17 protein-coding genes and 1 pseudogene are annotated in these 24,517 nt (G+C 61.4%); 7 read left to right on the forward strand and 11 right to left on the reverse strand.

The window, feature by feature from the left end:
* Positions 1-177: 177 nt before the first annotated feature.
* The 4 genes from astD to OPU96_RS06875 all read right to left on the reverse strand — a co-directional run bounded on the left by astD (position 178) and on the right by OPU96_RS06875 (position 5,207).
* A complete protein-coding gene (astD, locus tag OPU96_RS06860; protein ID WP_305392797.1) occupies positions 178-1,647 on the reverse strand; it encodes a succinylglutamate-semialdehyde dehydrogenase in 1,470 nt (489 codons plus the stop codon).
* A complete protein-coding gene (astA, locus tag OPU96_RS06865) occupies positions 1,644-2,669 on the reverse strand; it encodes an arginine N-succinyltransferase (RefSeq protein WP_192300643.1) in 1,026 nt (341 codons plus the stop codon). The genes astD and astA overlap by 4 nt, the downstream gene beginning before the upstream one ends.
* Before the next feature lie 52 nt (positions 2,670-2,721).
* Complete coding sequence (gene aruF, locus OPU96_RS06870) at positions 2,722-3,741, reverse strand: arginine/ornithine succinyltransferase subunit alpha (protein ID WP_226457538.1); 1,020 nt, start codon at positions 3,739-3,741, stop codon at positions 2,722-2,724.
* A gap of 245 nt (positions 3,742-3,986) precedes the next feature.
* Complete coding sequence (locus OPU96_RS06875) at positions 3,987-5,207, reverse strand: aspartate aminotransferase family protein (RefSeq protein WP_192300642.1); 1,221 nt, start codon at positions 5,205-5,207, stop codon at positions 3,987-3,989.
* Between the two features lie 288 nt (positions 5,208-5,495).
* Between OPU96_RS06875 and OPU96_RS06880 the strand changes: the two genes are divergently transcribed.
* The gene (locus OPU96_RS06880; protein WP_498558901.1) at positions 5,496-11,411 is read left to right on the forward strand and encodes a dermonecrotic toxin domain-containing protein; all 5,916 of its coding nucleotides are present in this window, start codon (positions 5,496-5,498) and stop codon (positions 11,409-11,411) included.
* A gap of 4 nt (positions 11,412-11,415) precedes the next feature.
* Here the strand turns inward: OPU96_RS06880 and argR are convergent, their stop codons facing one another.
* The 7 genes from argR to acs all read right to left on the reverse strand — a co-directional run bounded on the left by argR (position 11,416) and on the right by acs (position 19,381).
* Positions 11,416-12,396 carry a transcriptional regulator ArgR gene (argR, locus tag OPU96_RS06885; protein WP_192300640.1) on the reverse strand — a complete coding sequence of 327 codons (981 nt, stop codon included), beginning with the start codon at positions 12,394-12,396 and terminating at the stop codon, positions 11,416-11,418.
* Positions 12,397-12,642: 246 nt separating this feature from the next.
* Positions 12,643-13,407, reverse strand: coding sequence for an ABC transporter ATP-binding protein (locus OPU96_RS06890; RefSeq protein ID WP_090400457.1), 765 nt, complete (start codon positions 13,405-13,407; stop codon positions 12,643-12,645).
* A gap of 27 nt (positions 13,408-13,434) precedes the next feature.
* Positions 13,435-14,547, reverse strand: a complete 1,113-nt coding sequence (locus OPU96_RS06895) for a M14 family metallopeptidase (RefSeq protein WP_498558902.1) — start codon at positions 14,545-14,547, stop codon at positions 13,435-13,437.
* A gap of 1 nt (position 14,548) precedes the next feature.
* Positions 14,549-15,247 (reverse strand): ABC transporter permease, encoded by a 699-nt coding sequence (locus tag OPU96_RS06900; protein WP_061449306.1) that lies wholly within the window; start codon positions 15,245-15,247, stop codon positions 14,549-14,551.
* Entirely contained in the window at positions 15,244-15,933 is a 690-nt protein-coding gene (locus OPU96_RS06905) for an ABC transporter permease (protein WP_010208305.1), read from the reverse strand. Before OPU96_RS06905 ends, OPU96_RS06900 begins: the two co-directional genes overlap by 4 nt.
* Before the next feature lie 91 nt (positions 15,934-16,024).
* Positions 16,025-16,810, reverse strand: a complete 786-nt coding sequence (locus OPU96_RS06910; RefSeq protein WP_226457534.1) for an ABC transporter substrate-binding protein — start codon at positions 16,808-16,810, stop codon at positions 16,025-16,027.
* 615 nt (positions 16,811-17,425) lie between these two features.
* The gene (gene acs / locus OPU96_RS06915; RefSeq protein WP_192300637.1) at positions 17,426-19,381 is read right to left on the reverse strand and encodes an acetate--CoA ligase; all 1,956 of its coding nucleotides are present in this window, start codon (positions 19,379-19,381) and stop codon (positions 17,426-17,428) included.
* 397 nt (positions 19,382-19,778) lie between these two features.
* Here acs and OPU96_RS06920 point away from each other — a divergent pair, with 397 nt between their 5' ends.
* The 6 genes and pseudogenes from OPU96_RS06920 to OPU96_RS06945 all read left to right on the forward strand — a co-directional run bounded on the left by OPU96_RS06920 (position 19,779) and on the right by OPU96_RS06945 (position 24,498).
* Entirely contained in the window at positions 19,779-20,048 is a 270-nt protein-coding gene (locus OPU96_RS06920; RefSeq protein WP_192300705.1) for a DUF2790 domain-containing protein, read from the forward strand.
* 485 nt (positions 20,049-20,533) lie between these two features.
* A complete protein-coding gene (locus tag OPU96_RS06925; protein ID WP_305391406.1) occupies positions 20,534-21,784 on the forward strand; it encodes a ribonucleotide-diphosphate reductase subunit beta in 1,251 nt (416 codons plus the stop codon).
* A gap of 62 nt (positions 21,785-21,846) precedes the next feature.
* Positions 21,847-22,017: pseudogene (locus OPU96_RS06930) on the forward strand (HNH endonuclease); the annotation flags it as partial.
* Between the two features lie 74 nt (positions 22,018-22,091).
* The gene (locus OPU96_RS06935) at positions 22,092-22,739 is read left to right on the forward strand and encodes an HAD-IB family hydrolase (RefSeq protein ID WP_226456312.1); all 648 of its coding nucleotides are present in this window, start codon (positions 22,092-22,094) and stop codon (positions 22,737-22,739) included.
* 323 nt (positions 22,740-23,062) lie between these two features.
* Entirely contained in the window at positions 23,063-24,010 is a 948-nt protein-coding gene (locus OPU96_RS06940; protein WP_498558903.1) for a hypothetical protein, read from the forward strand.
* 107 nt (positions 24,011-24,117) lie between these two features.
* Positions 24,118-24,498 carry a helix-turn-helix domain-containing protein gene (locus OPU96_RS06945; RefSeq protein ID WP_226456189.1) on the forward strand — a complete coding sequence of 127 codons (381 nt, stop codon included), beginning with the start codon at positions 24,118-24,120 and terminating at the stop codon, positions 24,496-24,498.
* Positions 24,499-24,517: the final 19 nt, after the last annotated feature.

Below are 24,517 nucleotides of genomic sequence, written 5' to 3' on the forward strand. Positions count from 1 at the left end.
AGGCTCCACGAACATCTGTTTTTATAGGCAATCTTCAACACAACACAAACCCAATGTGGGAGCGGGCTTGTGTGGGAGCGGGCTTGCTCGCGAAGACGGTGTGTCAGCCAATACATCTGGCAGCTGAACCAACGCCTTCGCGAGCAAGCCCGCTCCCACAGGGTCCCGCTCCCTCATTTAGATCAGTGTTATCCCAGGAGTCAGGGTTGCTGGGACAACCAATGATGGAGTTTCCAGCGACGCCACCGGATATGCACAATAATCCGCCGCGTAATACGCACTGGCGCGATGGTTGCCCGACGCCCCTACCCCACCGAACGGCGCGGTACTCGCCGCGCCGGTCAGTTGTTTGTTCCAGTTGACGATCCCGGCGCGGCTTTCCAGCCAGAACTGCTGGTAACGCGCTTCGGAGTCCGACAACAAACCCGCGGCCAGGCCGTACTGGGTGTTGTTGGCCTCGGCAATCGCCGCGGCGAAATCAGCGTAGCGAATCACCTGCAACAGCGGGCCGAACAGTTCTTCGTCTTCGCGCTCGGTCACACCGGTCACGTCGATGATGCCGGGCGTCAACAGCGCGGCCTGAGCCTGCGGCTGGGTCATTTCCAGCAACGCCACGGCGCCGTTGGCCAGCATCAGTTCCTGGGCCTCCATCAACGCCTTGGCCGCTGCCAGGGAAATCACCGAGCCCATGAACGGCGCGGGTTGCTGGTCGAATGCCCCCACTTCAATCGTCGAACTCACAGCGACCAGCCGCGCCAGCAGCGCATCGCCCCACGCGCCTTGCGGCACCAGCAGGCGCCGGGCACAGGTGCAGCGCTGGCCGGCCGAGATAAACGCCGACTGGATAATGGTGTAGACCGCCGCATCCACGTCGGCCACTTCGTCGACCACCAGCGGGTTGTTGCCGCCCATTTCCAGCGCCAGGATCTTGTCCGGGCGCCCGGAGAATTGCTGGTGCAGATGATTGCCGGTGCGGCTGGAGCCGGTGAAGAACAAGCCGTCGATCCCCGGGTTGGCCGCCAGCGCGATCCCGGTTTCCCGCGCGCCTTGCAGCAGGTTCAACACACCCGCCGGCAACCCGGCTTCGATCCAGCACTGCACGGTCAGCTCGGCGACCTTGGGGGTCAGCTCGCTGGGTTTGAACAGTACGGTATTGCCCGCCAGCAACGCCGGGACGATATGCCCGTTAGGCAAGTGGCCGGGGAAGTTATACGGGCCAAACACCGCCACCACACCGTGGGGTTTGTGGCGCAACACCGCAGTGGCGTCGCCCAGGGGGCCGCTCTTCTCGCCGGTGCGCTCGCGGTAGCTTTGCACCGAGATCGCGATCTTGTTGGCCATGCTGGTGACTTCGGTGGCCGACTCCCACAGCGGCTTGCCAGTTTCCTCACCGATGCAACGGGCGATTTCATCAGCGCGTTTCTTCAGGGTAGCCGCGAAGGCTTCCAGTACACCGATGCGCTCTTCCAGCGGGCGCCGGGCCCAGGCCGGGAACGCCTGGCGCGCAGCCTGCACGGCAGACTCGACCTGCTCGGCAGTGGCGCCGTTGCCGGCCCACAGCACCTGCTGGGTCACGGGGTTGCGCGATTCAAACAGTTCACCCTGGCCAGCCAGCCAGCTACCTGCGATATACAGCGAATTCATTATTTCGACTCCCGAGCAGCAGACAACGGTACGGCACGCACTTGATCACCCACTACCAGCTGCAGGCGCTTGGCGGTCTGCGGATCGACCACCAGCGTACCGGCCGCCAGACGGGCCGGAGCGGCGGTGATGCGGCACTCCTCGCGCTTGCGGTTATGGATCAGGAACGGCGTGGCATCCTCTCCCGGCGTGCCAATCGCCAGCACCAGGGCCTGGCTGTCGCGCACCGCACGGATCTTGCTGGTCTCGCACTCCACCGCCGGGCCTGCGTCGAAGATGTCGACGTAGCCCTGGTAGCTGAAACCTTCACTCTTGAGCATGCTCAGCGCCGGTTCGGTGTCCGGGTGGACCTTGCCGATCACGTTGCGCGCATCCTCGGAAAGGAAGCAGCTGTACAGCGGAAATTTCGGCATCAGTTCGGCGATAAAGGCTTTGTTGCCGACCCCGGTGAGGTAATCGGCCTGGCTGAATTCCATCTTGAAGAAGTGTCGCCCCAGGCTTTCCCAGAACGGCGAACGCCCGGCGTCATTGGACACCCCGCGCATCTCGGCGATGATCTTGTTGCCGAACAGTTGCGGGAACTCGGCGATAAACAGCATGCGCGCCTTGGCCAGCATGCGACCGTTGAGGCCGGTGCGGTAATCGGCGTGCAGGAACAACGAGCACAGCTCGGAATTGCCGGTGAGGTCGTTGGCCAGGAACAGCGTCGGGATCTCACGGTAGATATTCAGCTCCTGGGAGGCGCTGACCGTCAGGCCGACCCGGAAGTTGTACCAGGGCTCACGCAGGCCGACGGCGCCAGCAATGGCGGAAATACCCACCACGCGGCCTTCGTCGTTTTCCAGCACGAACAGGTAGTCGGCATCGCCGCGCCCGGCGTCGCCGCGAAAGGTTTTTTCGGCCCAGCCCACGCGGTGGGTCAGGCGCTCTTCGTTGGCCGGCAAGGTGGTGAGGCCGGTGCCGGTGCTGCGCGCCAGATCAATCAGGGCCGGTAAGTCGCTGCTGCGTACGGGACGAACGATCATGCTATCTCCTCAGACGGGCCGCTCTGTTCGAGCCACCCGCGAAACTCTGCTTTTAAACCGCGACCAGGCGCACGCTCGCGCCTTCGCCGACGCCCAACGCTTCGGCCGCTGCCAGGTCCAGGGTGACTGGCTTGCCCGGTGCGTAGTCCAGTTCCAGCATCACCGCGCGGTAATCCTGCAACTGCGCATTGCTCACCAGGTACTGGCGACCGACCCCCTTGACCATCTCGCCGATCTTCACCGGCACCACGCGGCTCTGGGCAATCGAACGAATGCCCGAAACCCGCGCGTGCAACGTCGGGCCACCGTCGAAGATGTCGATGTAATGGTCGGTCTCGAAGCCTTCGCGCATCAGGATGTCGAAGGTGATCTGCGCACGCGGGTGCACCTGGCCCATGGCTTCCTGGGCTTCGTCCGGCAACAGCGGCACATAGATCGGGTAATGGGGCATCAGCTCGGCGAGAAAGGTGCGGCTTTTCAGCCCGCACAAGCGCTCGGCGGCGGCGTAGTTGAGGTCGAAGAAGTTGCGACCGATGGCGTCCCAGAACGGCGAGTCACCGTTCTCGTCGCTGTAGCCGACGATCTCGGTCACCACCGAGTCGGCAAAGCGCTCGGGGTGGCTGGCGACGAACAGCAGGCGGCCACGGGAATTGAGTTCCGACCACGGCGAACCGACCAGCTCGGGCACCACGTAGAAACTGGTGAGCAGGCTGTTGCCGGTGAGGTCGTGGCATTGGGAAAGCACGTGGATCTTGTTGTGGATCTTCAGCTCGCGGGAGGCGTGCACAAAGGTCTCGTTACGAAAACTGTAGAAAGGTTCCGAGTAACCGGCCGAGGCGACGATGGCCGAGCAACCGGCGAGCCTGCCGGTCTCGGTGTCTTCGAGCACGAAGAAATAGCTTTCTTCACCGTTGAAACTGACCTCGGCCGCGAAGGACGCTTCACTGGCGGCGATCTTGTCGCTGAGGCGCTCGACGTCATCCGGCAGGGAGGTGACACCAATCGGGCTGTCCGCAGCCAGACGCTGTACCTCGCCCAGATCAGCCATTTGCGCGGGGCGCATCACCAGCATGGTGTCACTCCTTAACTCGAAAAACTTGCAGGAAAAAATGCCGGACACAGTCTTGAGACCAGTGAGGTCAAGTGTGGGAGCGGGCTTGCTCGCGAAAGCGGTGTGTCATTCAACATTTGAGGTGACTGAACCACTGCATTCGCGAGCAAGCCCGCTCCCACATTTGACCTTCACAGCTCCAACCAAGGAGTCCGGCATACAAAATTTGTGTTCGGTGCCCGCATCGCCGGTCACCGAACCGTGTATCAGCCTTGCGTCAACGTCTTCACAGCACGCTCAAAACGGTCCAGACCTTCCTTGATGTCCGCCTCTTCCACCACCAGGCTTGGGGCAAAACGCACCACGTCCGGGCCGGCTTGCAGGATCATCAGGTTTTCTTTCTCGGCCGCGTTGAACACGTCCTTGGCCTTGCCCTTGAACGCGTCGCTCAACACGCAGCCGAGCAGCAGGCCCATGCCGCGCACTTCGGTGAAGATGCCGTATTGCTTGCCGATCTGCTCCAGGCGCGCCTTGAACAGGTCGTGCTTGGCGTTCACGCCAGCCAGCACTTGCGGGGTGTTGATCACGTCGATCACCGCCTCGCCCACCGCACATGCCAGCGGGTTGCCGCCGTAGGTGGTGCCGTGGGTGCCCACGACCAAGTGTTTGGCCAGCGCTTCGGTGGTGAGCATCGCCGCGATCGGGAAACCACCGCCCAGGCTCTTGGCGCTGGTCAGGATGTCCGGGGTCACGCCGTAGTGCTGGTAGGCGAACAGCTTGCCGGTGCGGCCCATGCCGGTTTGCACTTCGTCGAACACCAACAGAGCGTCGTGCGCGTCGCACAGCTCACGGGCACCTTGCAGGTAGGCCAGTTCGGCCGGCAGCACGCCGCCTTCGCCCTGGATCGGCTCCAGCACCACGGCGCAGGTCTTGTCCGAAACGGCGGCTTTCAGCGCGGCCAGGTCGTTGTAGGGAACGTGGGTGATGCCGGTGATTTTTGGACCGAAACCATCGGAGTACTTGGACTGGCCACCGACGTTGACAGTGAACAGGGTGCGGCCGTGGAAGCTGTTCAGCGCGGCGATGATCTCGTACTTCTCAGTGCCGAAACGGTCGAACGCGACGCGACGGGCCAGCTTGAACGCGGCCTCGTTGGCTTCGGCGCCGGAGTTGCAGAAGAACACACGCTCGGCAAAGGTGGCGTCGATCAGCTTGTGGGCCAGGCGCAGCGCCGGCTCGTTGGTGAAGACGTTGGAGACGTGCCACAGCTTGTTGGCCTGCTCGGTCAGTGCACCGACCAGCGCCGGATGGGCATGGCCCAATACGTTGACCGCGATACCGCCGGCAAAGTCGATCAGCTCGCGACCCGCCTGGTCCCATACACGGGAACCTTCGCCACGCACGGGGATGAATGCGGCAGGTGCGTAATTGGGCACCATGACCTGGTCGAAATCGGCACGTTGCACCGGGGCTTGCTCAACGGACATCGGAGTCTCCTGAAGAGGAACGCCTGCCTGGAACTGGCGGGCGATGCAGGGATTGTAAGGACAGTTTTCAGTGCAGCCTTGTCGCCAAGCGACAACTTCTTATAGCGCCAACCCGCGTTTTCAGCGGGTTTACGCCAATGCGACAAATAGCGTCGCAAAGGCGCAGTTTAAACTGCCCGGCGGTTTTACGGCAGGACCAATACACGCCCCGCCCCCTAACTATCTAAGCTCCTGGGCCGCAGTGCCGCTGATCTACTAGCCGTTTTCATGACCCAAGAGATCAAGCTCATGACGACCGCTTCCCCTCCTGCCACCCTGGCCCAGAGTACCCGCCACCCGGACAGCCATTACGCACCGCTGCTCGGTGCGTTCCCACAGTGGCTCGGGCAAGCCAGCACCCGCACCCGCAGCGACCTGAAAAACGCCCAACCGCAACACGCCGTGGCGCTGGCGAACGCGCCCACGCCATTAAAAACCGCGCTCAGCCAACACACTGCCGAGCTCTGGACCGCCCGCAACAACCTTGACCAGGCCCTCGCACACGTACAGGGCGCCAGGGCCTTCGCCAAGCCGATCCTCGAAGACGCCCTGCTCACTCGCTTCAGCCTGAACCTGGATGCCGAAGCGATCTTCGTGCGCCTGTACATTCCCCAGCACGTGCCCTGGTTTCCCTCGTTGACCTCAGGCGGGGCGCGGGCCTGGACCGTGTCACTGCTGGACGCGGCCCTGCATAACTTCGACGCCCAGGAAATGCGCCCGCAGGCATACGAGGCGGGCTCGACCTTTATCACCCGGCCCTCCGACGACGGACAGTTCGACACCTTGCCCGCGATCAAACAGGCCCTGTCGATTGCCGCCTTCACCAGGCTGTGCCGCGAACTGGATATCGGCGCCCGCTATGCCACCTACCTGCGCGAGGCGCTGGGCATGACAGAGCCCGTCGCCCGCGCCGTGCTGCAGCACAAAGTCAACATCCACCAAAAGGCCGCCCTGCGCGCAGCCCTGCAAGTGGCGCGGGTACAGGGCGACATCCAGGCCGATTACGCCAGGGCGATTGAAGACCTGATCGCCGGGCGCACTGGCGTGACGATCGGCGGCCGTCCCATGGTGTGCCATGCCCTGAGCATGATGGACGCCCCACTCACCGGCATCCTGCTGTTCGCCCCCGACCCGGAGCACGCCCGCACGGTACAGCGCGTGGTGGCCTATGTGCCGGACGACCCGCAGCACCCCATCAAGGAATATGCATCGTCGCGCGCCTTCCAGCAGACCCTGGCCGAGCAGCTGCGTGACGAGCAGTACCAGGGTTTTTTCAGCCGTTTCGTGGCCCACGCACAACGCGGGGTGTTTTTTGCCGATCTCAAACAGCGGTTGGCACGGATCACCTGGCACCCTCCCAAGCCGGGCGATGGCCAGGCGCCGTGGCGCGAGGAGCCCATCGCTGCGCCCACGCTGCAAGTGGCTGCCACAGCGATTTCGGGCGACGTCTGGCAACACCTGTATCAGCAGACGCTAAACAAGCTGCTCAATGACGCCCGCACCTTGGCCGTGCCCACCGCCGATGCCGATCGAAATGCACGCTGGGCGTTGTGGGACTCGTTTGTCAGCGTCGCCTCATCGGTGCTCAACGCCGTGCTGCTGGTGGTGGCGCCCTTCATCCCGGGCCTGGGTGAACTGATGCTGGGCTACATGGCCTATCAACTGCTGGATGAGGTGTTTGAAGGCATCGTCGATTGGGCGCAAGGCCTGGACAAGCAGGCGTTCGGCCACCTGATGAATATCCTCGAATCCTTGGTGCAGGCGGGTATTTTTGTCGCCGGCAGCACCTTGGGCGTGACCGAACTGCGCAAGCTGCTGCCACAGAACGTGTTGACGTTCATCGACCGTTTCAAGCCCGTCACCCTCGCCAATGGCAAGACCCGCTACTGGAAACCCGACCTCAAGCCCTACCGACAGGCCATAAACGTGCCGCCGCGCCTGGGGCATGACGGGCTGGGGCTGCTGAAGGTGCGTGACGAGGCAATCCTGCCCCTGGCAGGCCAGCACTATGCCGTGGAGCAGACGCCCGGTACCGGGCGCTATGTGATCAAACACCCCAGCCGCCCCGACGCCTACCGCCCGACCCTCACCCATAACGGCGCCGGCGCCTGGCACAGCGAGCTGGAGCAGCCGATGCAATGGGACTCCTCGACCTTGCTGCAGCGCCTGGGTCACCGCGCGCATGACCTCAGCGACGCCGACCGTGCGCTGGCCCTGCAACTGAGCGGCGTGGATGAAGCCGCCCTGCGCAGGATGCACGTCAGGGGCGACCCGCTTCCCCCATTGCTCAGCGACACCTTGAGCCGGATGCGCATCAACCGCGCCATTGAGCAACTGATCGAGCAACTGCGCAGTGACGACCCGGCGGTGTACCACGCGATCGATCCACAGGATCAGTTGCAACTGCTGACCAGCTACGGCTATTGGCCAACCTCCAAAGCCCTGCATTTTCTGGATGCCGAAGGTAACGTGGCGTGGCGCTTCGGTGAAAGCGACCGGCCCGTGGTGCAGATCCACGAAGCGCAGTTGAAGAACGGCAACTTGCTCAAGATCGTGCTGGAGGCCCTGAGCCCGCAAGAGATCCGCGCATCGTTCGGCGAACGGGCCAGCGATCCGCAATTGAGCCTGGATACCCGCGCGAAAAACCTGCGCCGCGTGCTGGCCGACATTGCCGAACGGCAACGCGCGCAACTGTTCGACTCGCGCTACGCGCTCCCGCAACCCGCCCCGTCTGCCGCTGCCCAGCGCCTGATCGACACCGCACCTGGGTTGCCGGTGAATGTCGCCGAGCACCTGCTGGAGCACGCCACCGGCAGCGAGCTGCACACGCTGGACCAGCAACGCACGCCGCCGCGCCTGGCGCAACTGGCCATGACCGCCATGCGGGAGGTTCGCCTCAATCGCGCCTATGAAGGCCAGCACCTGGATGCAACAGCGGGTATCGACAGCGATCGCCTGGCGCTCAACTCGCTGAAACTGATGCCGCGCTGGTCGCCTCGGGTGCGCCTGGTGGCCCGCTATCAATCGCCGCACGGGCCGGTCTGGAACAGCGTCGGCCCCGCCGATGCCACCATCGTGCGCACCCTGGTACGTACCGACAATGGCCGCTATGTACCCTATGACGACCGGGGTGCGCTGTTTGGCGAAACCGACCTGTACAGCGCCATCCTTAAAGCCTTGCCCGATGCGCAACGCGACGCGCTGGGCATCCAGGTCACCGACGGCACGGAACTCAAACGCCGCTTGCGCCAACGGCCGCTGCCCCGGGATGAGTTGCGCGTAGTACTCAGCAATGGCGCGCCCAAAGCGCCGTCACTCGAAACCCTGCGCCTGCTGGGTAACAACGGCGGCTATCCCGCTCAACCGCCCGCCTCCGACCAACCCCTGACGCTGCAACAACGGGCCGAGCTGCTGTACCCACGGCTCGACCGCGACCGCATCCCCGCGCTGCTCGAGCAGTGGGAACGCCAACCCGGCGGTGCGGCCAACCAGTTGGCGGCCCTGGCTGAGGAACATCGCCAACTGCAGCAAGAGCTGGCGGCCTGGCAAACCGCGCCCCCTACCCACCACCCTGAAACCGGCGAGCCGCTCACCCCCCGCCAACGCCGTTATGAACGGCGCAACCGGCAACTGATGGCCCGGCAACTCGAACAGGCCTGGCTGCGTGAAACCGATGTCGACCAGTACTTCGACGACCCCGCACGCAACGGCCATACCCTGCGTCTGGACATACCGATCATGGGCGAGCTGCCCAACCTGAGCGCCCATTTCGACCACGTGTCGCTGCTGTCCCTGATCGGCACGCGCACGACCCGTGGCGCCCAGGCGTTTTTGAGTCGCTTCCAGCGCGTGCGTCACCTGGAAGTGCGCCACACGCCCCTGGGCAGATTACCGGCGCAAGTACACACCTGGCCGAACCTCAACACCCTCAGCCTGAGCGACTGCAACATAGTGCTCACAGCTGCCAACCAGGTTGAGCTCGCCTCGATGAGCCGCCTGCAAACCCTCGCGCTGGATCACAACCCGCTGGGCCTGGTGCCGGATGTGCAAGCCCTGCACAACCTGATAGCCCTGGACCTGACCCGCACCGGCATCGATCGCGTGCCCGCGGGCCTACTCAACCGGCCTGAGCTGGAGGCGGCCATCCTGAGCGACAACCGCATCAGCGAGCTGCCTGAAGCGATCTACAACCAGCCTGCCACCTCCAGCTACCGATTGGACCTGTCGAACAACCCCCTTTCCGGCTCGACCCTGCAACGGGTCAAGGCTTACTTCCAGGTCCACCGCACCTGCTGGGAGGCCGACGCCCACCCCACCGACATCCGCGACGCGCAGCGGCTGTACCCGACACTGGACCGCCCGGCAATCAACCGCTTGATTTTTACCCTGCCGGGCAATATCGAACAGGGGCGGATCGAACTGGCACGCTTGGCCGGTGAACTGGACAGGCTGCAACAACAGCTCAGCACCTGGCGCCAGGCACCCGGGCAACCGGCCCTGGAACAGGCCCGGCGCAGTGCCTTGAGCCAGCGCCTGGAAGACAGCTGGAGGCGGATCACGACTCAGGAGACACGCATGCTCCAGTCCCTGGTCATCGATCAACCCCTGGTCGGCGAGCTGCCGACGCTCAGCGCGCGCTTCGACCATGTGCGTTCTCTGGTGATTCACGGTAATGGCCGCGCACTGGAGCCCGCGGCGTTTCTCGACAGTTTCCCTGCGCTGGACATCCTGGACATCGAAAACGCCCCACTCGGGCAGATCCCCGCCGCGATCCTTTCACGGCCCAACCTGACGTTTCTCGGCCTGCCCCGGTGCAACATCACACTGTCAGCGCCCGCCGCAACCGCCCTGCAAGGCATGCAACACCTGGAATACCTGGACCTGAGCCACAACCCCCTGGGCCGTACGCCAGACTTTCATCAACTACCGAGGCTGTCCAACGTATTGCTGGCCAACACCGGCCTGCGCGCAGTGCCCGCCAGCCTGGTCAACGGCGTGCCGCGCAGCACGGTGAACTTGAGCAATAACGCCATCGAGACGCTGCCCGAAGAACTGTTCAACTTGTCGGCGCAGGTCAGCCGCGCCTATGACCTGTCCGGCAACCCGCTATCGCCCGCGGCGCTCGAACAGGTCAAACGCTACAGCCAGGCCTGGCGAGAAAACTTCAATGCCCAGGCCCCCGAGGCCGATCGGGAGCGCCTGTTGCGCCTGTACCCGACCTTTACCGAGGCCGAAGCCGACCGCTTCATTTTCAGGCTCCCCGGCACCATGGACGCCGTGTCCCCCACCCTCGGCCGCCTGGAAGCCGAATACGCCCAACTGACGACAGACCTGCAACAGTGGATGCTGGATGTACCGCAACGCCACCCCATACTGGATACGCCGCTGGACGAAGCGGAACGGGCGCGTGAGCAACTGCTGCGCAATGATTTCAAGACCCTGCTGCAACAGGCGTGGCGCCGCGAAGGAGCCGAAGACGAAGAGAGCCTGAATGATGAACTCACCCATGCGCTGGTGTTGGACACTCCCATCCTCGGTGACCTGCCGCAACTGAGCGCACGCTTCGACCATGTGTCCTGGTTCCAATACACCGGCGACGGCACGACCACCGGGCTCGACGGCACCTTGGGCTGTTTCCCGAACCTGCAATCGCTGGTCGTGACCCAGTGTCATCTGCCAGCGTTGCCGCAATCGCTGTTCAGCCTGCGCAAACTGACAAGCCTGGGACTGTCCCACTGCCAACTCAGGCTCAGCGCTTCCGACAGCGCGGCCATCGGCGACTTGGCGGACATCGAGTTTCTGGACTTGAGCGAGAACCCGCTGACACTGGCACCCGATGTCAGCCGGTTGAGCCAGTTGACTTCACTGCACCTGCGCAACACCCGGATCCGCGAGTTGCCTCGCGGCGTGTTTCAACTCAGCGCGCTGGACACACTGGACGTGAGCCAGAACCAGATCAGCCACATCCCCCCCGACCTGCTGGAGATGATCCCCACGTTTCTGGAGGACTGCGACCTGAGTGACAACCCTTGGTCGGCGCAAAGTATTGGCAGGCTGCGCAGCTACTACCAGCGCACCGGCATAGATTTCCGGGTGCCCGAGGCGAGCGTGGATGAGCAGGGCAACCCGTTGTCGCCACCGACGCCCCAGACAGAGGAGGAATAAGCATCTAGCCGCGTTCGGCGGGCACCGACGACAGCTCGAACGGGCTGCTGCTGCGCCGCTGGTTGCGGTCTTCACGCGGGGTGGCGCCGAAGAAATTGCGGTAGGCGCTGGAGAAGTGCGGCCCCGAGGAGAAGCCGCACGACAGGCCGATCTGGATGATCGACTTGCTGGTTTGCATGAGCATCTGGCGCGCCTTGTTCAGGCGCAGTTCCAGGTAATACTGGCTGGGAACGCGGTTGAGGTATTGCTTGAAGATGCGCTCGAGTTGTCGTCGCGACACGCACACGTGCTGGGCGATTTCGTCGGTGGTCAGCGGCTCTTCGATATTCGCTTCCATCAACAGCACGGCCTGGGTCAGCTTCGGGTGGCTGGAACCCAGGCGGTTCTGCAACGGAATGCGCTGGCGTTCACCGCCTTCGCGGATGCGCTCCACCACCAGTTCTTCGGAGACCGCACCGGCCAGTTCGGCCCCGTGATCGCGGGCCAGCACCGCCAGCAGCAGGTCGAGTACCGACATGCCACCGCAGGCGGTGAGACGGTCGCGGTCCCAGTCGAACAGGTGGCTGGTGGCGATGACCTTGGGGAAACGCTCGGCGAAATCGTCCTGCCAGCGCCAGTGCACGGCGGCACGGTAGCCGTCGAGCAGGCCGAGCTGGGCCAGCGGGTAGACACCGGCCGACAAGCCACCGATCACGCATCCGGCGCGCACCAGTTGCTTGAGCGCGCTGCTCAGTTGCGAGGCGATGGCGGTGGGCGGCTCGTCCGCCAGCAGGAACAGTTTCTGGAAACCTTCCAGCTTGCCGCCCCACGGCTCGCCCGGCAGTTGCCAGGCGCCATCGGAGGCCGGCTCGGCGAGCAGGAACGACAGTTCGTAGACCACGTCCGGATGCACCCGCTGAGCAACGCGCAAGGCCTCCTCAGCCAGCGCAAGCGTGAGTGCTTTTGTGCTGGGCCAAATCAGGAAACCAATGCGATGGGCGGTCATGTAGGGCTATCCGAAGCGAGTAACAGTAATGAAGACAGGGGCTAATGCTAGCCGGTAAACCAACACAAATCTTAAAAACGGTGAAGAACCAATGTGGGAGCGGGCTTGCTCGCGAAAGCGGTGTTTCAGTTGATACAGGTATATCTGATGTACCGCTTTCGCGAGCAAGCCCGCTCCCACAGGGGATTTGAGCTAGCCTCAAGATTTCCGATCATGCACTACTTCAGTGCACAAAAGCAGCCTTGATTATTTCAAGCTACCGGACAAGAACTGCTGCAAACGCTCGGACTGCGGGTTCACCAGTACTTCACGCGGGTTGCCACGTTCTTCGACGATACCTTTGTGCAAAAACACCAACTGGTTCGACACTTCACGGGCAAAGCCCATTTCGTGCGTCACCACCACCATGGTGCGGCCTTCCTGGGCCAGGTCCTGCATCACCTTGAGCACTTCACCGACCAGTTCCGGGTCGAGGGCCGAAGTGGGTTCGTCGAACAACATCACCTCCGGTTCCATCGCCAGGGCACGGGCAATCGCCACACGTTGCTGCTCGCCGCCGGACATGTGGCCGGGGAACGCATCCTTGCGATGGCCCACGCCGACCTTGGCCAGGTAATGCTCGGCCTTTTCACGGGCGTCTTTCTTCGACATGCCGAGCACGTGCACCGGCGCTTCCATGACGTTTTCCAACGCGGTCATGTGCGACCACAGGTTGAAATGCTGGAACACCATCGACAGGCGCGAACGCATGCGCTGCAGCTGTTTCGGATCGGCGGCCTTGAGGGCGCCGTCCTTGTTGGCCACCAGTTTCAGCTCTTCGTTATTGAGCAGGATCTTGCCGGCGTGGGGTTGCTCCAGCAGGTTGATGCAGCGCAAAAAGGTACTTTTGCCCGAACCGCTGGAACCGATGATGCTGATCACGTCACCGGCCGCGGCGGCCAGGGACACGCCTTTGAGCACTTCATGACTGCCATAGCGTTTATGCAGGTCTTGGACTTCAAGTTTGTACATGCGGTCGGTTCTCACAAAAACAGTGGGTCAGTCATTCAGCAAATTGCCATGGCGCAGGGCTTCGCGCCCCGCGACCTTGGCCAGCCAAAAACCTGCTTGGGCATAACGCAGCCGCTCAACGGCAAACAGCACCCCGGACGTGCCGGCGCAAACAATGCTGACCTGGTCGGACAAGGGATCAATCACTTCAAAAATCTCATCACCGGCCTCGACCCATTCACCCGGCTTGCGCAGGAAGCTGATCACGCCGGGATGGGGCGCGAACAGCATCTCGGTGCCTTCGAACGGCATGCCTTCACAGGCATCGAATTGTGCCGCCGGCCATTGGCCCTTGATCAGGCCTTGCTCGGCGAGGAACGCCAGAATGCCTTCGGCGTGGAAAATCGCCTCGTCGCGCCCGGTGTCGGATTGGCCACCCAACTCCAGCGTAGTCGCCAGGCACGCCAACGGGATCTGCGCGTCTGGAAACGCCTTGGACAAACGCAGCCAGGGCGTCGAGCAGGCTTCATCGAACGAACTGCCACCGGAGTCTTCCGCCAACAGGCCGACCTTCACATTCAGGTGCGCGGCCAGCGAACGCCACTGCGGCCAATGCTGGGGCAACGCATACAGGTGCAATGCGGCTTCGCAGTCGCAATGCAGGTCGAGCACCACGTCAGCGTTGCAGGCGTGGCGCAATAGCACCCGCTGCATGCCTTGCAGCTGGCTCGCCGGCTCAGGCAAGGCGTCGAGAGTGTCAATCATGGCCTGTCGGATCAGGCGCACGTTGGCGTGAGGATCGTCCCCCAGCTTGCCTTCCAGCAGCGCGGCAACCGGCTCGTCCAACGCGACGAAATCGCGGTTGAAGTTCTTGCCGCTGCCGACCTCGAAACGCCCCTGGTGTGCGCCTTGCAGCAGCTGGCCGAGGCCCATCGGGTTGGCCACCGGGACCAGCTCGATGACGCCGTTGAGGGCGCCCTGCTCTTCCAGCTCGGTGAGACGCTTTTTCAGTTCCCAGGCGGTGCGCATGCCGGGCAATTCATCGGCGTGCAGGCTGGCCTGGATATAGGCCTTGCGCTCGCCGCTGCCGAAGCGGAACACGCTCAGTTGGCGCTCGCAGCCCAAATGCCCCCAGGGCAACAGGTGATCGATACGTTCCATATCAGTGCTTCCTTGGAGCCAGGTAGCTCAGCCAACGGCGCTCGGCCAACTTGAACAGGCGCACCAGGATGAAGGTCAGGCACAGGTAGAACACGCCGGCGGTGATGTAGGCTTCGAACGGCAGGTAGAACTGCGCATTCACCGTGCGCGCGGCACCGGTGATGTCGATCAGGGTGACGATCGAGGCCAGGCTGGTGGTCTGCAACATCATGATTACTTCGTTGCTGTACTGCGGCAGTGCGCGGCGCAGGGCCGACGGCAGCAGGATGCGGCGATACAGCTTGTAGCGCGACATGCCCATGGCCTTGGCCGCTTCGATCTCGCCATTGGGCGTGGCCTTGAGGCTACCGGCAATGATCTCGGCGGTGTAGGCGCTGGTGTTGATCGCAAACGCCAGGCACGCACAGAACGTGGCGCTGGACAGCAGCGGCCACAGGAAGCTCTCGCGCACCACTTCGAACTGGGCCAGGCCGTAGTAGATCAGGAACAGCTGCACCAGCATCGGCGTACCGCGGATCACATAGGTGTAGAGCCAGGCCGCACCGTTGACCACTGGCTGCTTGGACACACGCATCAAGCCCAGGGGCAAGGCGGCGAGCAGGCCGAAGAACAACGAGATGGCGAGCAGTTTCAGGGTGGTCAGCAGGCCGCCAAGGTACAGCGGCATGGCCTCCCAGATGACGTTGTAGTCGAAGATCATAGATCAGCCGCCCTTACGCCTACCGAGTAGCGCTTCTCAAGATGACGCAGGGCCAGCAACGACACGCTGGTGATCACCAGGTACATCGCCGCCACTGCGAGGAAGAAGGTAAAAGGCTCGCGGGTGGCGTCTGCCGCCTGCTTGGCCTTGAACATCATGTCTTGCAAACCCACCACCGAGATCAGCGCGGTGGCCTTGGTGAGGACCAGCCAGTTGTTGGTGAAGCCAGGGATCGCCAGCCGGATCATCTGCGGCACCATCACCCGGAAAAACACCTGGAAACTGCTCATGCCATACGCCAAGCCGGCCTCGGCCTGGCCCTTGGGAATAGCCATGAAGGCGCCGCGGAAGGTTTCCGACAGGTAGGCGCCAAAGATGAAACCCAGGGTGCCGATGCCGGCGGCCAAGGGGTTCAAGTCGATATAGTCGTCGTAGCCGAGCATCGGCGCGACGCGGTTGAGCAGGTCCTGGCCGCCGTAGAAAATCAGCAGGATCAGCACCAGGTCAGGGATCCCGCGGATCACCGTGGAGTACAAGTCACCCAGCCAGGCCAACCAGCGCACCGGCGACAGGCGTAACGCGACCCCGATCAGACCCAGAACAATGGCCAAGGCCATGGACGACAAGGCGAGCTGAAGCGTCAACCATGCGCCATCGAGGATGACGGCCCCGTAGCCTTTCAACATGATTCAGGTCCTCGAAAAGGGGGATGAAAAAATGGCGCAAACCTCAGGAATTCTGTTGCTTGCGCCATTTCGGACTGACAGCTGCGAGTATTTACTGGGCTTCTGGGCCGTAAATATCGAAGTTGAAGTACTTTTTCTCGATTTCTTTGTATTTGCCGTTGGCACGGATCGCGGTGATGGCAGCGTTGATGCGGTCCAGGTTTTCCTTGTCGCCTTTGCGGACCGCGATGCCGATACCGTCGCCGAAGTATTTGGCGTCGGTGAAGGATGGGCCGGTGAACGCGTAGCCTTTGCCAGCGTCGGTCTTCAGGAAACCGTCTTCCAGCAGGGTGGCGTCGGCCACGGTACCGTCAAGACGACCGGCAGCCACGTCCAGGTAGATTTCGTTCTGGGTGCTGTAGGGAACGATGGTGGCGCCTTTGGGAGCCAGCACTTCCTTGGCGAAACGGTCGTGGATCGAACCGCGCTGCACGCCGATCTTCTTGTCTTTGAGCTCAGCCAGGCTGTCGCTGACCGCTACGCCGTCCTTCATCACCAGGCGCGCCGGGCTCAGGTAGTAGCGTTTGGTGAAGTCCACGGACTTCTTGCGATCTTCGGTGATGGACATGGACGACAGGATCGCGTCGATCTTGCGTACTTTGAGCGCCGGGATCAGGCCGTCGAACTCTTGCTCGACCCAGGTGCACTTGACCTTCATCTCTTCGCACAGGGCGTTGCCGATGTCGTAGTCAAAACCCACGATGCTGCCATCCGGCGCCTTCGAGGCAAACGGAGGGTAGGCCGCTTCGATACCAATTTTCAGAGGCTTCTCATCAGCGAAAGCCTGCATGGACAGCACGGACAGCGCCAGGGCGCCCAACAGCACGAGTTTCTTCATCTTGGGACTCCATCGGTATAGGGCAAAACAGCAGTATGAGCCATGGCCCACGATGCGACATAAGGGAAACCGAATTGCGGTGCTGCGTCCTACACCAGTTACACACCGGAGACGACGAGCGAGTGATCGGCATTCTAACGACAGGCCGGAAGCCGATATTTCCTCAATGCGACAACAATTTACAGAAGCACCGAGAAAGCGGTTCCAGCACATTGACAGCCTCTGGATTTTATGCAGAGACAAAAGACATTAAACCTATTGATACTGCAAATTGCGGGCCTATTATTCGCAAACCCTTCTGGCACGGCAAGTCTGGCGTTTAATCTTATTGAGATGGGTGTCTGCAATGGGGCTTTTCGGTGCGCAGGCGTAGCGCTTTGCCTCATGTTTGGGCGCGGGGTTACACATTTAGGGCCGCCGGTAACATTCAGAAACGTCCTACGAGAGAAACCGATATTTATTGGCTTGATGGTTATGCAGGCTCGTCATACCACCACCGCCCTCGCTATGAAATGCAATCCAAATGTGGGAGCGGGGATCTCCACAGTTTGCAAGGTCCCACAAAAAAGCCCCATCCGGCTTACACCGAATAGGGCTCTGTACCACCAACCCGCCTTACGCGACGTTCATGGTCTTGTGCGTTTCAATCAAATGCGCCACCACGCCTGGGTCCGCCAGGGTGGAAATATCCCCCAGCCCGTCGTACTCGGCCGTGGCAATCTTGCGCAGAATGCGGCGCATGATTTTCCCCGAACGCGTCTTCGGCAAGCCCGGCGCCCACTGGATCACGTCCGGCGAAGCAATCGGCCCGATCTCTTTACGCACCCAGTTCTTCAATTCCAGGCGCAGCGCTTCGTTCGGCTCTTCGCCATTCTTGAGGGTGACATACACATAGATGCCCTGGCCCTTGATGTCATGCGGCACACCGACCACCGCCGCTTCGGCGACTTTCGGGTGGGCCACCATGGCACTTTCGATCTCGGCGGTGCCCATGCGGTGGCCAGACACGTTCAACACGTCATCCACGCGCCCGGTGATCCACCAGTAGCCGTCTTCATCACGACGCGCGCCGTCGCCGGTGAAGTACATGCCACGGAAGGTCTTGAAGTAGGTGTCGACGAACCGGTCATGGTCGCCGTACAGCGTCCGCGCCTGGCCTGGCCACGAATCGAGGATCACCAGGTTGCCTTCGGCAGCGCCTTCGATGATGTTGCCCAGGTTGTCCACCAACGCCGGCACCACGCCAAAGAACGGCCGCGCCGCTGAACCCGGCTTGAGCGCATGGGCGCCCGGCAGCGGGCTCATCAACGTCGCGCCGGTTTCGGTTTGCCACCAGGTGTCGACGATCGGGCAACGGGATTGTCCGACGTTCTTGTAGTACCAGTCCCACGCTTCAGGGTTAATCGGCTCACCCACCGACCCCAGCAGACGCAGGCTGCTGCCATCCACGCCCTCGCAAGCGGCAGTGCCGGACGCCATCATCGCGCGGATAGCGGTCGGCGCGGTGTAGAGGATATTGACCTTGTGCTTGTCGACGATCTTGCCGACGCGGGTGATGTCCGGGTAGTTGGGCACGCCTTCGAACAGCAGCGTGGTCGCGCCATTGGCCAGCGGGCCGTAGACGATATAGGTGTGGCCGGTAACCCAACCGACGTCGGCGGTGCACCAGTAGATTTCACCCGGGCGGTAGTCGAACACGCGCTCGTGGGTCAGGGCCGCGTAGAGCAGATAGCCGCCGGTGGTGTGCTGCACGCCCTTGGGCTTGCCGGTGGAGCCGGAGGTATAAAGGATGAAGAGGGCCTCTTCGGCGCCCATCTCTTTGGGTGCGCAGACGGTGCCGGCCACTTTCATCAGGTCTTCGTACCAGATGTCGCGATGCTGGTTCCACTTGATGTTGCCACTGGTGCGCTTGCACACGATGACTTTCTGGATGCTGCTGGTTTCCGGGTTGGTCAGGGCGTCGTCGACGTTGGCCTTCAGCGGAATCTTCTTACCGGCGCGGATACCTTCGTCGGCGGTGATCACCACCTTCGACTTACAGTCGATGATGCGACCGGCCAGGGCTTCCGGCGAGAAACCGCCAAACACCACGGAGTGGATCGCACCGATACGGGCACACGCCAGCATGGCGACCACGGCTTCGGGGATCATCGGCATATAGATAGTCACCACGTCGCCGCGATGCACATCCTGGCCGCGCAGGGCGTTGGCGAACTTGCAGACCTCTTCATGCAGCTCGCGATAGGTGATGGTGCGGCTTTCGGAAGGATCGTCGCCCTCCCAGATGATCGCAGCCTGGTCGCCACGCTCGGCGAGGTGACGGTCCAGGCAGTTGTAGGAAACGTTCAGGGTGCCATCGGCAAACCACTTGATGTCGACATGGTGATCGTCGAACGAGGTCTGCTTCACCGCGGTGAAAGGCTTGACCCAGTCAAGGCGCTTGGCTTGCTCACGCCAGAAACCATCGGGGTTGACCACCGACTGCTGGTACATGGCCTTGTAGGTCGCCTCGTCGGTCAGCGTGTTGGCTGCTACTTCGGGGCGAACGGGGTACAGGGAAGCCGCACTCATCTTTCTTACCTCGGTGACAATAGTTGTTTTTGTATGCCCTGTTTTAGCCGGGGCTGCCCCATAGAACCATTCGACGATGGTAGTAACAAGCCCCTACATTTTACCCTGCTATGTGCTTTGGCGGCTCTGGCCCGCGGCCCGTGGCGTTTTGCGCCTTGATGAAAAAAGCTTTACCCGTGGATTGTTACAAAAACCGCCAATAGTGTTTATCAAAAGCACGGGTATATGAATATAACCCGCGAGCCTAGAATCACTTCCGCCAACAGAGGCACTGTGATTAACAACGCAACAGCCCCCACGAAGGCAACGTTAATCCGAACCAAACAACCCTAAGTTACACACGTGGCCTCACAAAGGCCCCGTGACCCACTTCGACCTCAATAAGGTAAACACAGAAATGAAAGCTCTAGTAGTTATGGCCCTCAGCAGCTTGTGCGCCACCGCCGCCCTGGCCGACGAAGCCCCGACTGACGTAGCTGACCGCAATGCCCCGATTGTCGAGGACTACACTTACAGCACCCATCTGGACGTTGCCAAAGTACTGTCCATGAGCGCGATTCCAGAAGTCTGCGAAGTTGTACCGGTGAAGATGGAATATGAAGATTCACAAGGTCAGCGCCATATTCTTAATTACCATGTAATGGGCAATGGCTGCTCTAACGGATAACAACTTCGTTAGTGCAAGTTGAACCTGATCGTACTCGCCGCAAGAAATCGTTCTTGCGGCCAAAAAACCTCCCCCTCCTCCCCGCGCTGCGCCCCCTCGAAAAAAAACCTGCCGCTCGTCCCTCCAGCCAACCCCAGCAAACCCGTGCCTTGGCTTGAAAAGCAGGCTTTTTGTCTGCGATCCGTGACCATCCGCCACAACACAAAGCCGATTTTTTCCCTATAATGCGCGGGTAAATCGGGCCTGCAATATCCCTTTACACTGGGATGAAGAGCCAGACCTGAGGCCCCGCTGGAGCAAACACCTGCGCTCCGCCCCTCAAGCCTCGAGCAGACCACCCGTAACCCTGATTCCGTTTAATGCCTGCGCGAGCTGTTGCAACAAACGATTCCTTAAGATCCACCGCGGCCTCTGGGCCGTGTGAACACCCAACCATCCGGTTTCACACGGGCACCTTTGAGCCCTCACGCAGGAGACGACACGTCATGCTGAGCTGGGACGAATTCGACAAAGAAGAAGAAGGCGAAGTAGCCACCAAAGGTGCCAACGCCGGCCACGCCACCGAAGCCAACATGGACCGCCTCGACGGTGCCGGCGCTGCCGCTGCCGTGGAAGCCCGCGCCGTCACCGCCAACGACTCCGCTGCCATCGTGCGCGCCAAAGCTGCGCTGGACAAACTCGACATCGCCGAAGGCCTCGCCGAACTCGAAGGCGCCTCCGCCCGCGTCGCCGTTGACGAAAAGCGCATGATCAACTGCCGCGCCGACCTCAACCAACTCGTGCCCTTCAAGTACGACTGGGCCTGGCAGAAATACCTCGACGGCTGCGCCAACCATTGGATGCCGCAAGAGGTCAACATGACCGCCGACATCGCGCTGTGGAAAAACCCCGAAGGCCTGACCGACGACGAGCGTCGCATCGTCATGCGCAACCTGGGCTTCTTCTCCACCGCCGACTCCCTGGTCGCCAACAACCTGGTGCTGGCCGTGTACCGCCTGATCACCAACCCGGAGTGCCGCCAGTACATCCTGCGCCAGGCCTTCGAAGAGGCGATCCACACCCACGCCTACCAGTACTGCATCGAATCGCTGGCCATGGATGAAGGCGAGATCTTCAACATGTACCACGAGATTCCATCGGTCGCGAAGAAAGCCGCCTGGGGCCTGAAGTACACCCGTTCGATCTCCGATCCGAAGTTCGAAACCGGCACCGTCGACACCGACAAGGAACTGCTGCGCAACCTGGTCGCGTACTACTGCGTGCTGGAAGGCATCTTCTTCTACTGCGGCTTCACCCAGATCCTGTCCATGGGCCGCCGCAACAAAATGACCGGCGTGGCCGAGCAGTTCCAGTACATCCTGCGTGACGAGTCGATGCACCTGAACTTCGGCATCGACGTGATCAACCAGATCAAAATCGAAAACCCACACCTGTGGGATGCCGAGATGAAGGAAGAAGCGACCCAGATGATCCTGCAAGGGACCCAACTGGAGATCGAATACGCCCGCGACACCATGCCCCGCGGTGTGTTGGGCATGAACGCCGCGATGATGGAGGACTACCTCAAGTTCATCGCCAACCGTCGTCTGTCGCAGATCGGCTTGAAGGAAGAATACCCAGGCACCACCAACCCGTTCCCGTGGATGAGCGAGATCATGGACTTGAAGAAAGAGAAGAACTTCTTTGAGACCCGTGTGATCGAGTATCAGACTGGTGGTGCATTGAGCTGGGATTGATTCCCGCGCCAAGCAATATCAAGAAGCCCTGACTCGCTCGGGGCTTTTTTATGCCTGGTGATTTGCCATTTCTTGAAGCACATCGCACCCAGCACCTCGCCCGGAAGGGTTCGGATCACATCACCAATGCTGTAGCCTTGTGCCCCAATTGCCATCAGCGTTGTCACCGGTCCAGCGACCGGGAGGCTTTTACCGCAGCGATTTACGCGAAAATCGATAGATTGATACGCGAGCAAACTGCGGTTGTCACAGCTGGTGCATTCCAATATTCAGTAGATACGACCGAGGCCACCCCGTGACCCCAGACATGCTCGAAGCCGGCCCCGCCGATGCCAAAGTACTTTCCGTGTTTGACTTCGACGGCACCCTGACCCACCACGACAGTTTTGTGCCGTTCCTCAAGTTTGCCTTTGGCAAGGCTGAGTTCTGCCGGCGGATGGTGAAGCTCGCGGTGCCTGGGCTGCGGTTTTTGTTGCGGCTGACCAGCCGGGATGAGTTGAAGGCGCAGTTGATCCGCACCTTCATGACCGGGGTGGAGAAAGCTTGGGTGCAGCAGCAGGCGCAAGCGTATTGCCAGGCGTATTGGACCAGGTTGATGCGCCCGAGCGGCCTGCAGTCGGTGGCCGATGAGTTGAAGTCCGGAGCGGTGGTGACCCTGTGCTCGGCGTCGCCGGCGCTGGTGTTGCAGCCGTTTGCCGATCGCCTGGGGATCAAGTTGATCGGCACCGAGCTTGAAGTGGTCGACGGGGTGCTGACCGGCAAGCTGACCGGCAACAATTGCCGCTGTGAGAACAAGGTGCTGCGGCTTGAAGCGGTGTATGGGGACCTGGGGGATTATCGTCTGCGGGCCTGGGGTGACACGCGCGGGGATCGGGAGTTGCTGGCGGCGGCGCAGGATGCGCATTTTCGGCATTTTCATGGGAAGAAGAACAAGCGGGCCCGGTTGCAGCGGTGATACCAGTGAGTGGGGTCGGCAAAAAAAACTGAGCCGATCCCTTCGCAGCCTCACAGGGGTGAGACAGGTCCCACATTTGATCGGTGCGAGTCTGAAAACCGTGAACGCTGACGCTGCTCTGCTGCGCAGCTTAAACCCAATCCTCTACCCGCAAGCCAGGCACGCGGTCGAACGTAGATATTCGCAAGCGCCTTGGCCGGCGTTACGAGTGAATCATGGCGGCCCCATCGTAGCCTCGCCAAAGGTATATGGATTGCTTTTGTTGCTGATATTTGAGGCAAATCCCGCTATTAATAGCGAACTATCTCACGGACCCGAGCCCCATGAAATTCGACACGGCCTACAGCCTGAGTCTCGATGAAAAGCTGTCGATCTACGACGTACGAGACCTGAATTTCGACGAAACCAGCGACTTCGATTCCGACAAGGATCGTTTCTTCTGCCCCAACGATGAATGCCGTGCAGCATTCGATGCGGGCAACACGCTGAGCACCTTCAACGCAAAAAACGTCAACTACCAACGCACGCCGCACTTCAAGAACAAGGCCGGCACCCGGCATATCGACGGCTGCCGTTATGCCAGCACGCACAAGGCCGCATCCGGTGAAAGTGACGACGAGCGCGAGGACAATTTCCCATCGGAGTTTGTGCTCACCCGCCGCCAATACCAACGCAAAGCCACTGTGGTCGACACCGAAGCAAACGCCCCACAAGACCCAACGAAAACACCTTCAATCCGCAGCAGCACCTCCCACGTCGCCACTGACACCCCCCCAGACAAAACCAGTGTGTTCGCCCACCCGGTGGAGTGCTATGTGTCGAACATCGACGACAAGCACAAGCTCAAAAGCATGCCACTGAAGATCGGCGAGCATACTGCGACGTACTGGGCGTTTTTCAAGAAGATCGAGTACCTGCAAGACAACAAGGGCCTGATCTACTGGGGCAGGATCAAGGCGATCAAGGACTACACCAGCAGCTTTCGCATCGACTTCGAAAAGAAGGTGTGGCTCGACAAGAAGCCTTACTCTGTCAACGTCTACCTGAGCAAAAAGCTGATCGAGAACTACCGCAAGCGCAAGGCGTTCCTGGAGCAGATCAAGGCGGCGGTGGACAGTAAGCAGGCGCTGTACTGTTTCTTTTACGGGGTGACGCCCGAGCTGAAACAAGTACCAAGCAAGAAACACCCCGAGCAGACGTTCGGGGTGTTCAGCGCGAATATCGAGAACCTGGATCACTTGATTATTCGGGAGGCGCCGGGGGTGGAGTAAGGGCTGGTCGCGAGCCCTCGAAAAAAATCCAGTTGATGAGCGGTCAAAACAACTGTACAAAAACACAGTATAGTTTGCCCTCCCCCGTCGAATCCTGGAGAAACCCCATGTCCTCTCTGGCAATGAGCTCTTTCGTAGAACAACAGATCGTCCTGCACCAATTCACCGCCAAGCACAGCGTCCAGGCCCGCGCGATGCTGGGCTGGAGCCGCGAAGACCTGGCCAGCCAGGCGGGTGTCGCAGTGGAAGCGGTGCAACGCTTTGAAAGCCACGCCGACGTGGAAGATGAAACCCGGTTGACCCTGGCGTTTCGGCTGGAGGCGGAGGGGCTGGTGTTTTTCCCAGGATTCGCGCCGGGGTGGGGAATGAGTGCACGCAGGTCTACCCCTGCTCCGGCCGAACCCGCCGAGCCAGGTATCATCTCGCGGCTGATGGGTTCAACAGCGGCCTCTCTTGACTCACCAGCCCCTCAACCGAATGGTGCGTAGTGTCCAGCCGGATCACTGG

The organism is Pseudomonas sp. RP-B7 (genome assembly GCF_059803535.1).

Bases quoted from the DNA above. Each gene is read 5' to 3' on its own strand.
- acs (WP_192300637.1), bottom strand. From the start codon at position 19,381: ATGAGTGCGGCTTCCCTGTACCCCGTTCGCCCCGAAGTAGCAGCCAAC.
- astA (WP_192300643.1), bottom strand. From the start codon at position 2,669: ATGATCGTTCGTCCCGTACGCAGCAGCGACTTACCGGCCCTGATTGAT.
- aruF (WP_226457538.1), bottom strand. From the start codon at position 3,741: ATGCTGGTGATGCGCCCCGCGCAAATGGCTGATCTGGGCGAGGTACAG.
- OPU96_RS06925 (WP_305391406.1), top strand. From the start codon at position 20,534: ATGCTGAGCTGGGACGAATTCGACAAAGAAGAAGAAGGCGAAGTAGCC.
- OPU96_RS06920 (WP_192300705.1), top strand. From the start codon at position 19,779: ATGAAAGCTCTAGTAGTTATGGCCCTCAGCAGCTTGTGCGCCACCGCC.
- argR (WP_192300640.1), bottom strand. From the start codon at position 12,396: ATGACCGCCCATCGCATTGGTTTCCTGATTTGGCCCAGCACAAAAGCA.
- OPU96_RS06900 (WP_061449306.1), bottom strand. From the start codon at position 15,247: ATGATCTTCGACTACAACGTCATCTGGGAGGCCATGCCGCTGTACCTT.
- OPU96_RS06875 (WP_192300642.1), bottom strand. From the start codon at position 5,207: ATGTCCGTTGAGCAAGCCCCGGTGCAACGTGCCGATTTCGACCAGGTC.
- OPU96_RS06890 (WP_090400457.1), bottom strand. From the start codon at position 13,407: ATGTACAAACTTGAAGTCCAAGACCTGCATAAACGCTATGGCAGTCAT.
- OPU96_RS06880 (WP_498558901.1), top strand. From the start codon at position 5,496: ATGACGACCGCTTCCCCTCCTGCCACCCTGGCCCAGAGTACCCGCCAC.
- OPU96_RS06945 (WP_226456189.1), top strand. From the start codon at position 24,118: ATGTCCTCTCTGGCAATGAGCTCTTTCGTAGAACAACAGATCGTCCTG.
- OPU96_RS06905 (WP_010208305.1), bottom strand. From the start codon at position 15,933: ATGTTGAAAGGCTACGGGGCCGTCATCCTCGATGGCGCATGGTTGACG.
- OPU96_RS06940 (WP_498558903.1), top strand. From the start codon at position 23,063: ATGAAATTCGACACGGCCTACAGCCTGAGTCTCGATGAAAAGCTGTCG.
- OPU96_RS06935 (WP_226456312.1), top strand. From the start codon at position 22,092: ATGCTCGAAGCCGGCCCCGCCGATGCCAAAGTACTTTCCGTGTTTGAC.
- OPU96_RS06895 (WP_498558902.1), bottom strand. From the start codon at position 14,547: ATGGAACGTATCGATCACCTGTTGCCCTGGGGGCATTTGGGCTGCGAG.
- OPU96_RS06910 (WP_226457534.1), bottom strand. From the start codon at position 16,810: ATGAAGAAACTCGTGCTGTTGGGCGCCCTGGCGCTGTCCGTGCTGTCC.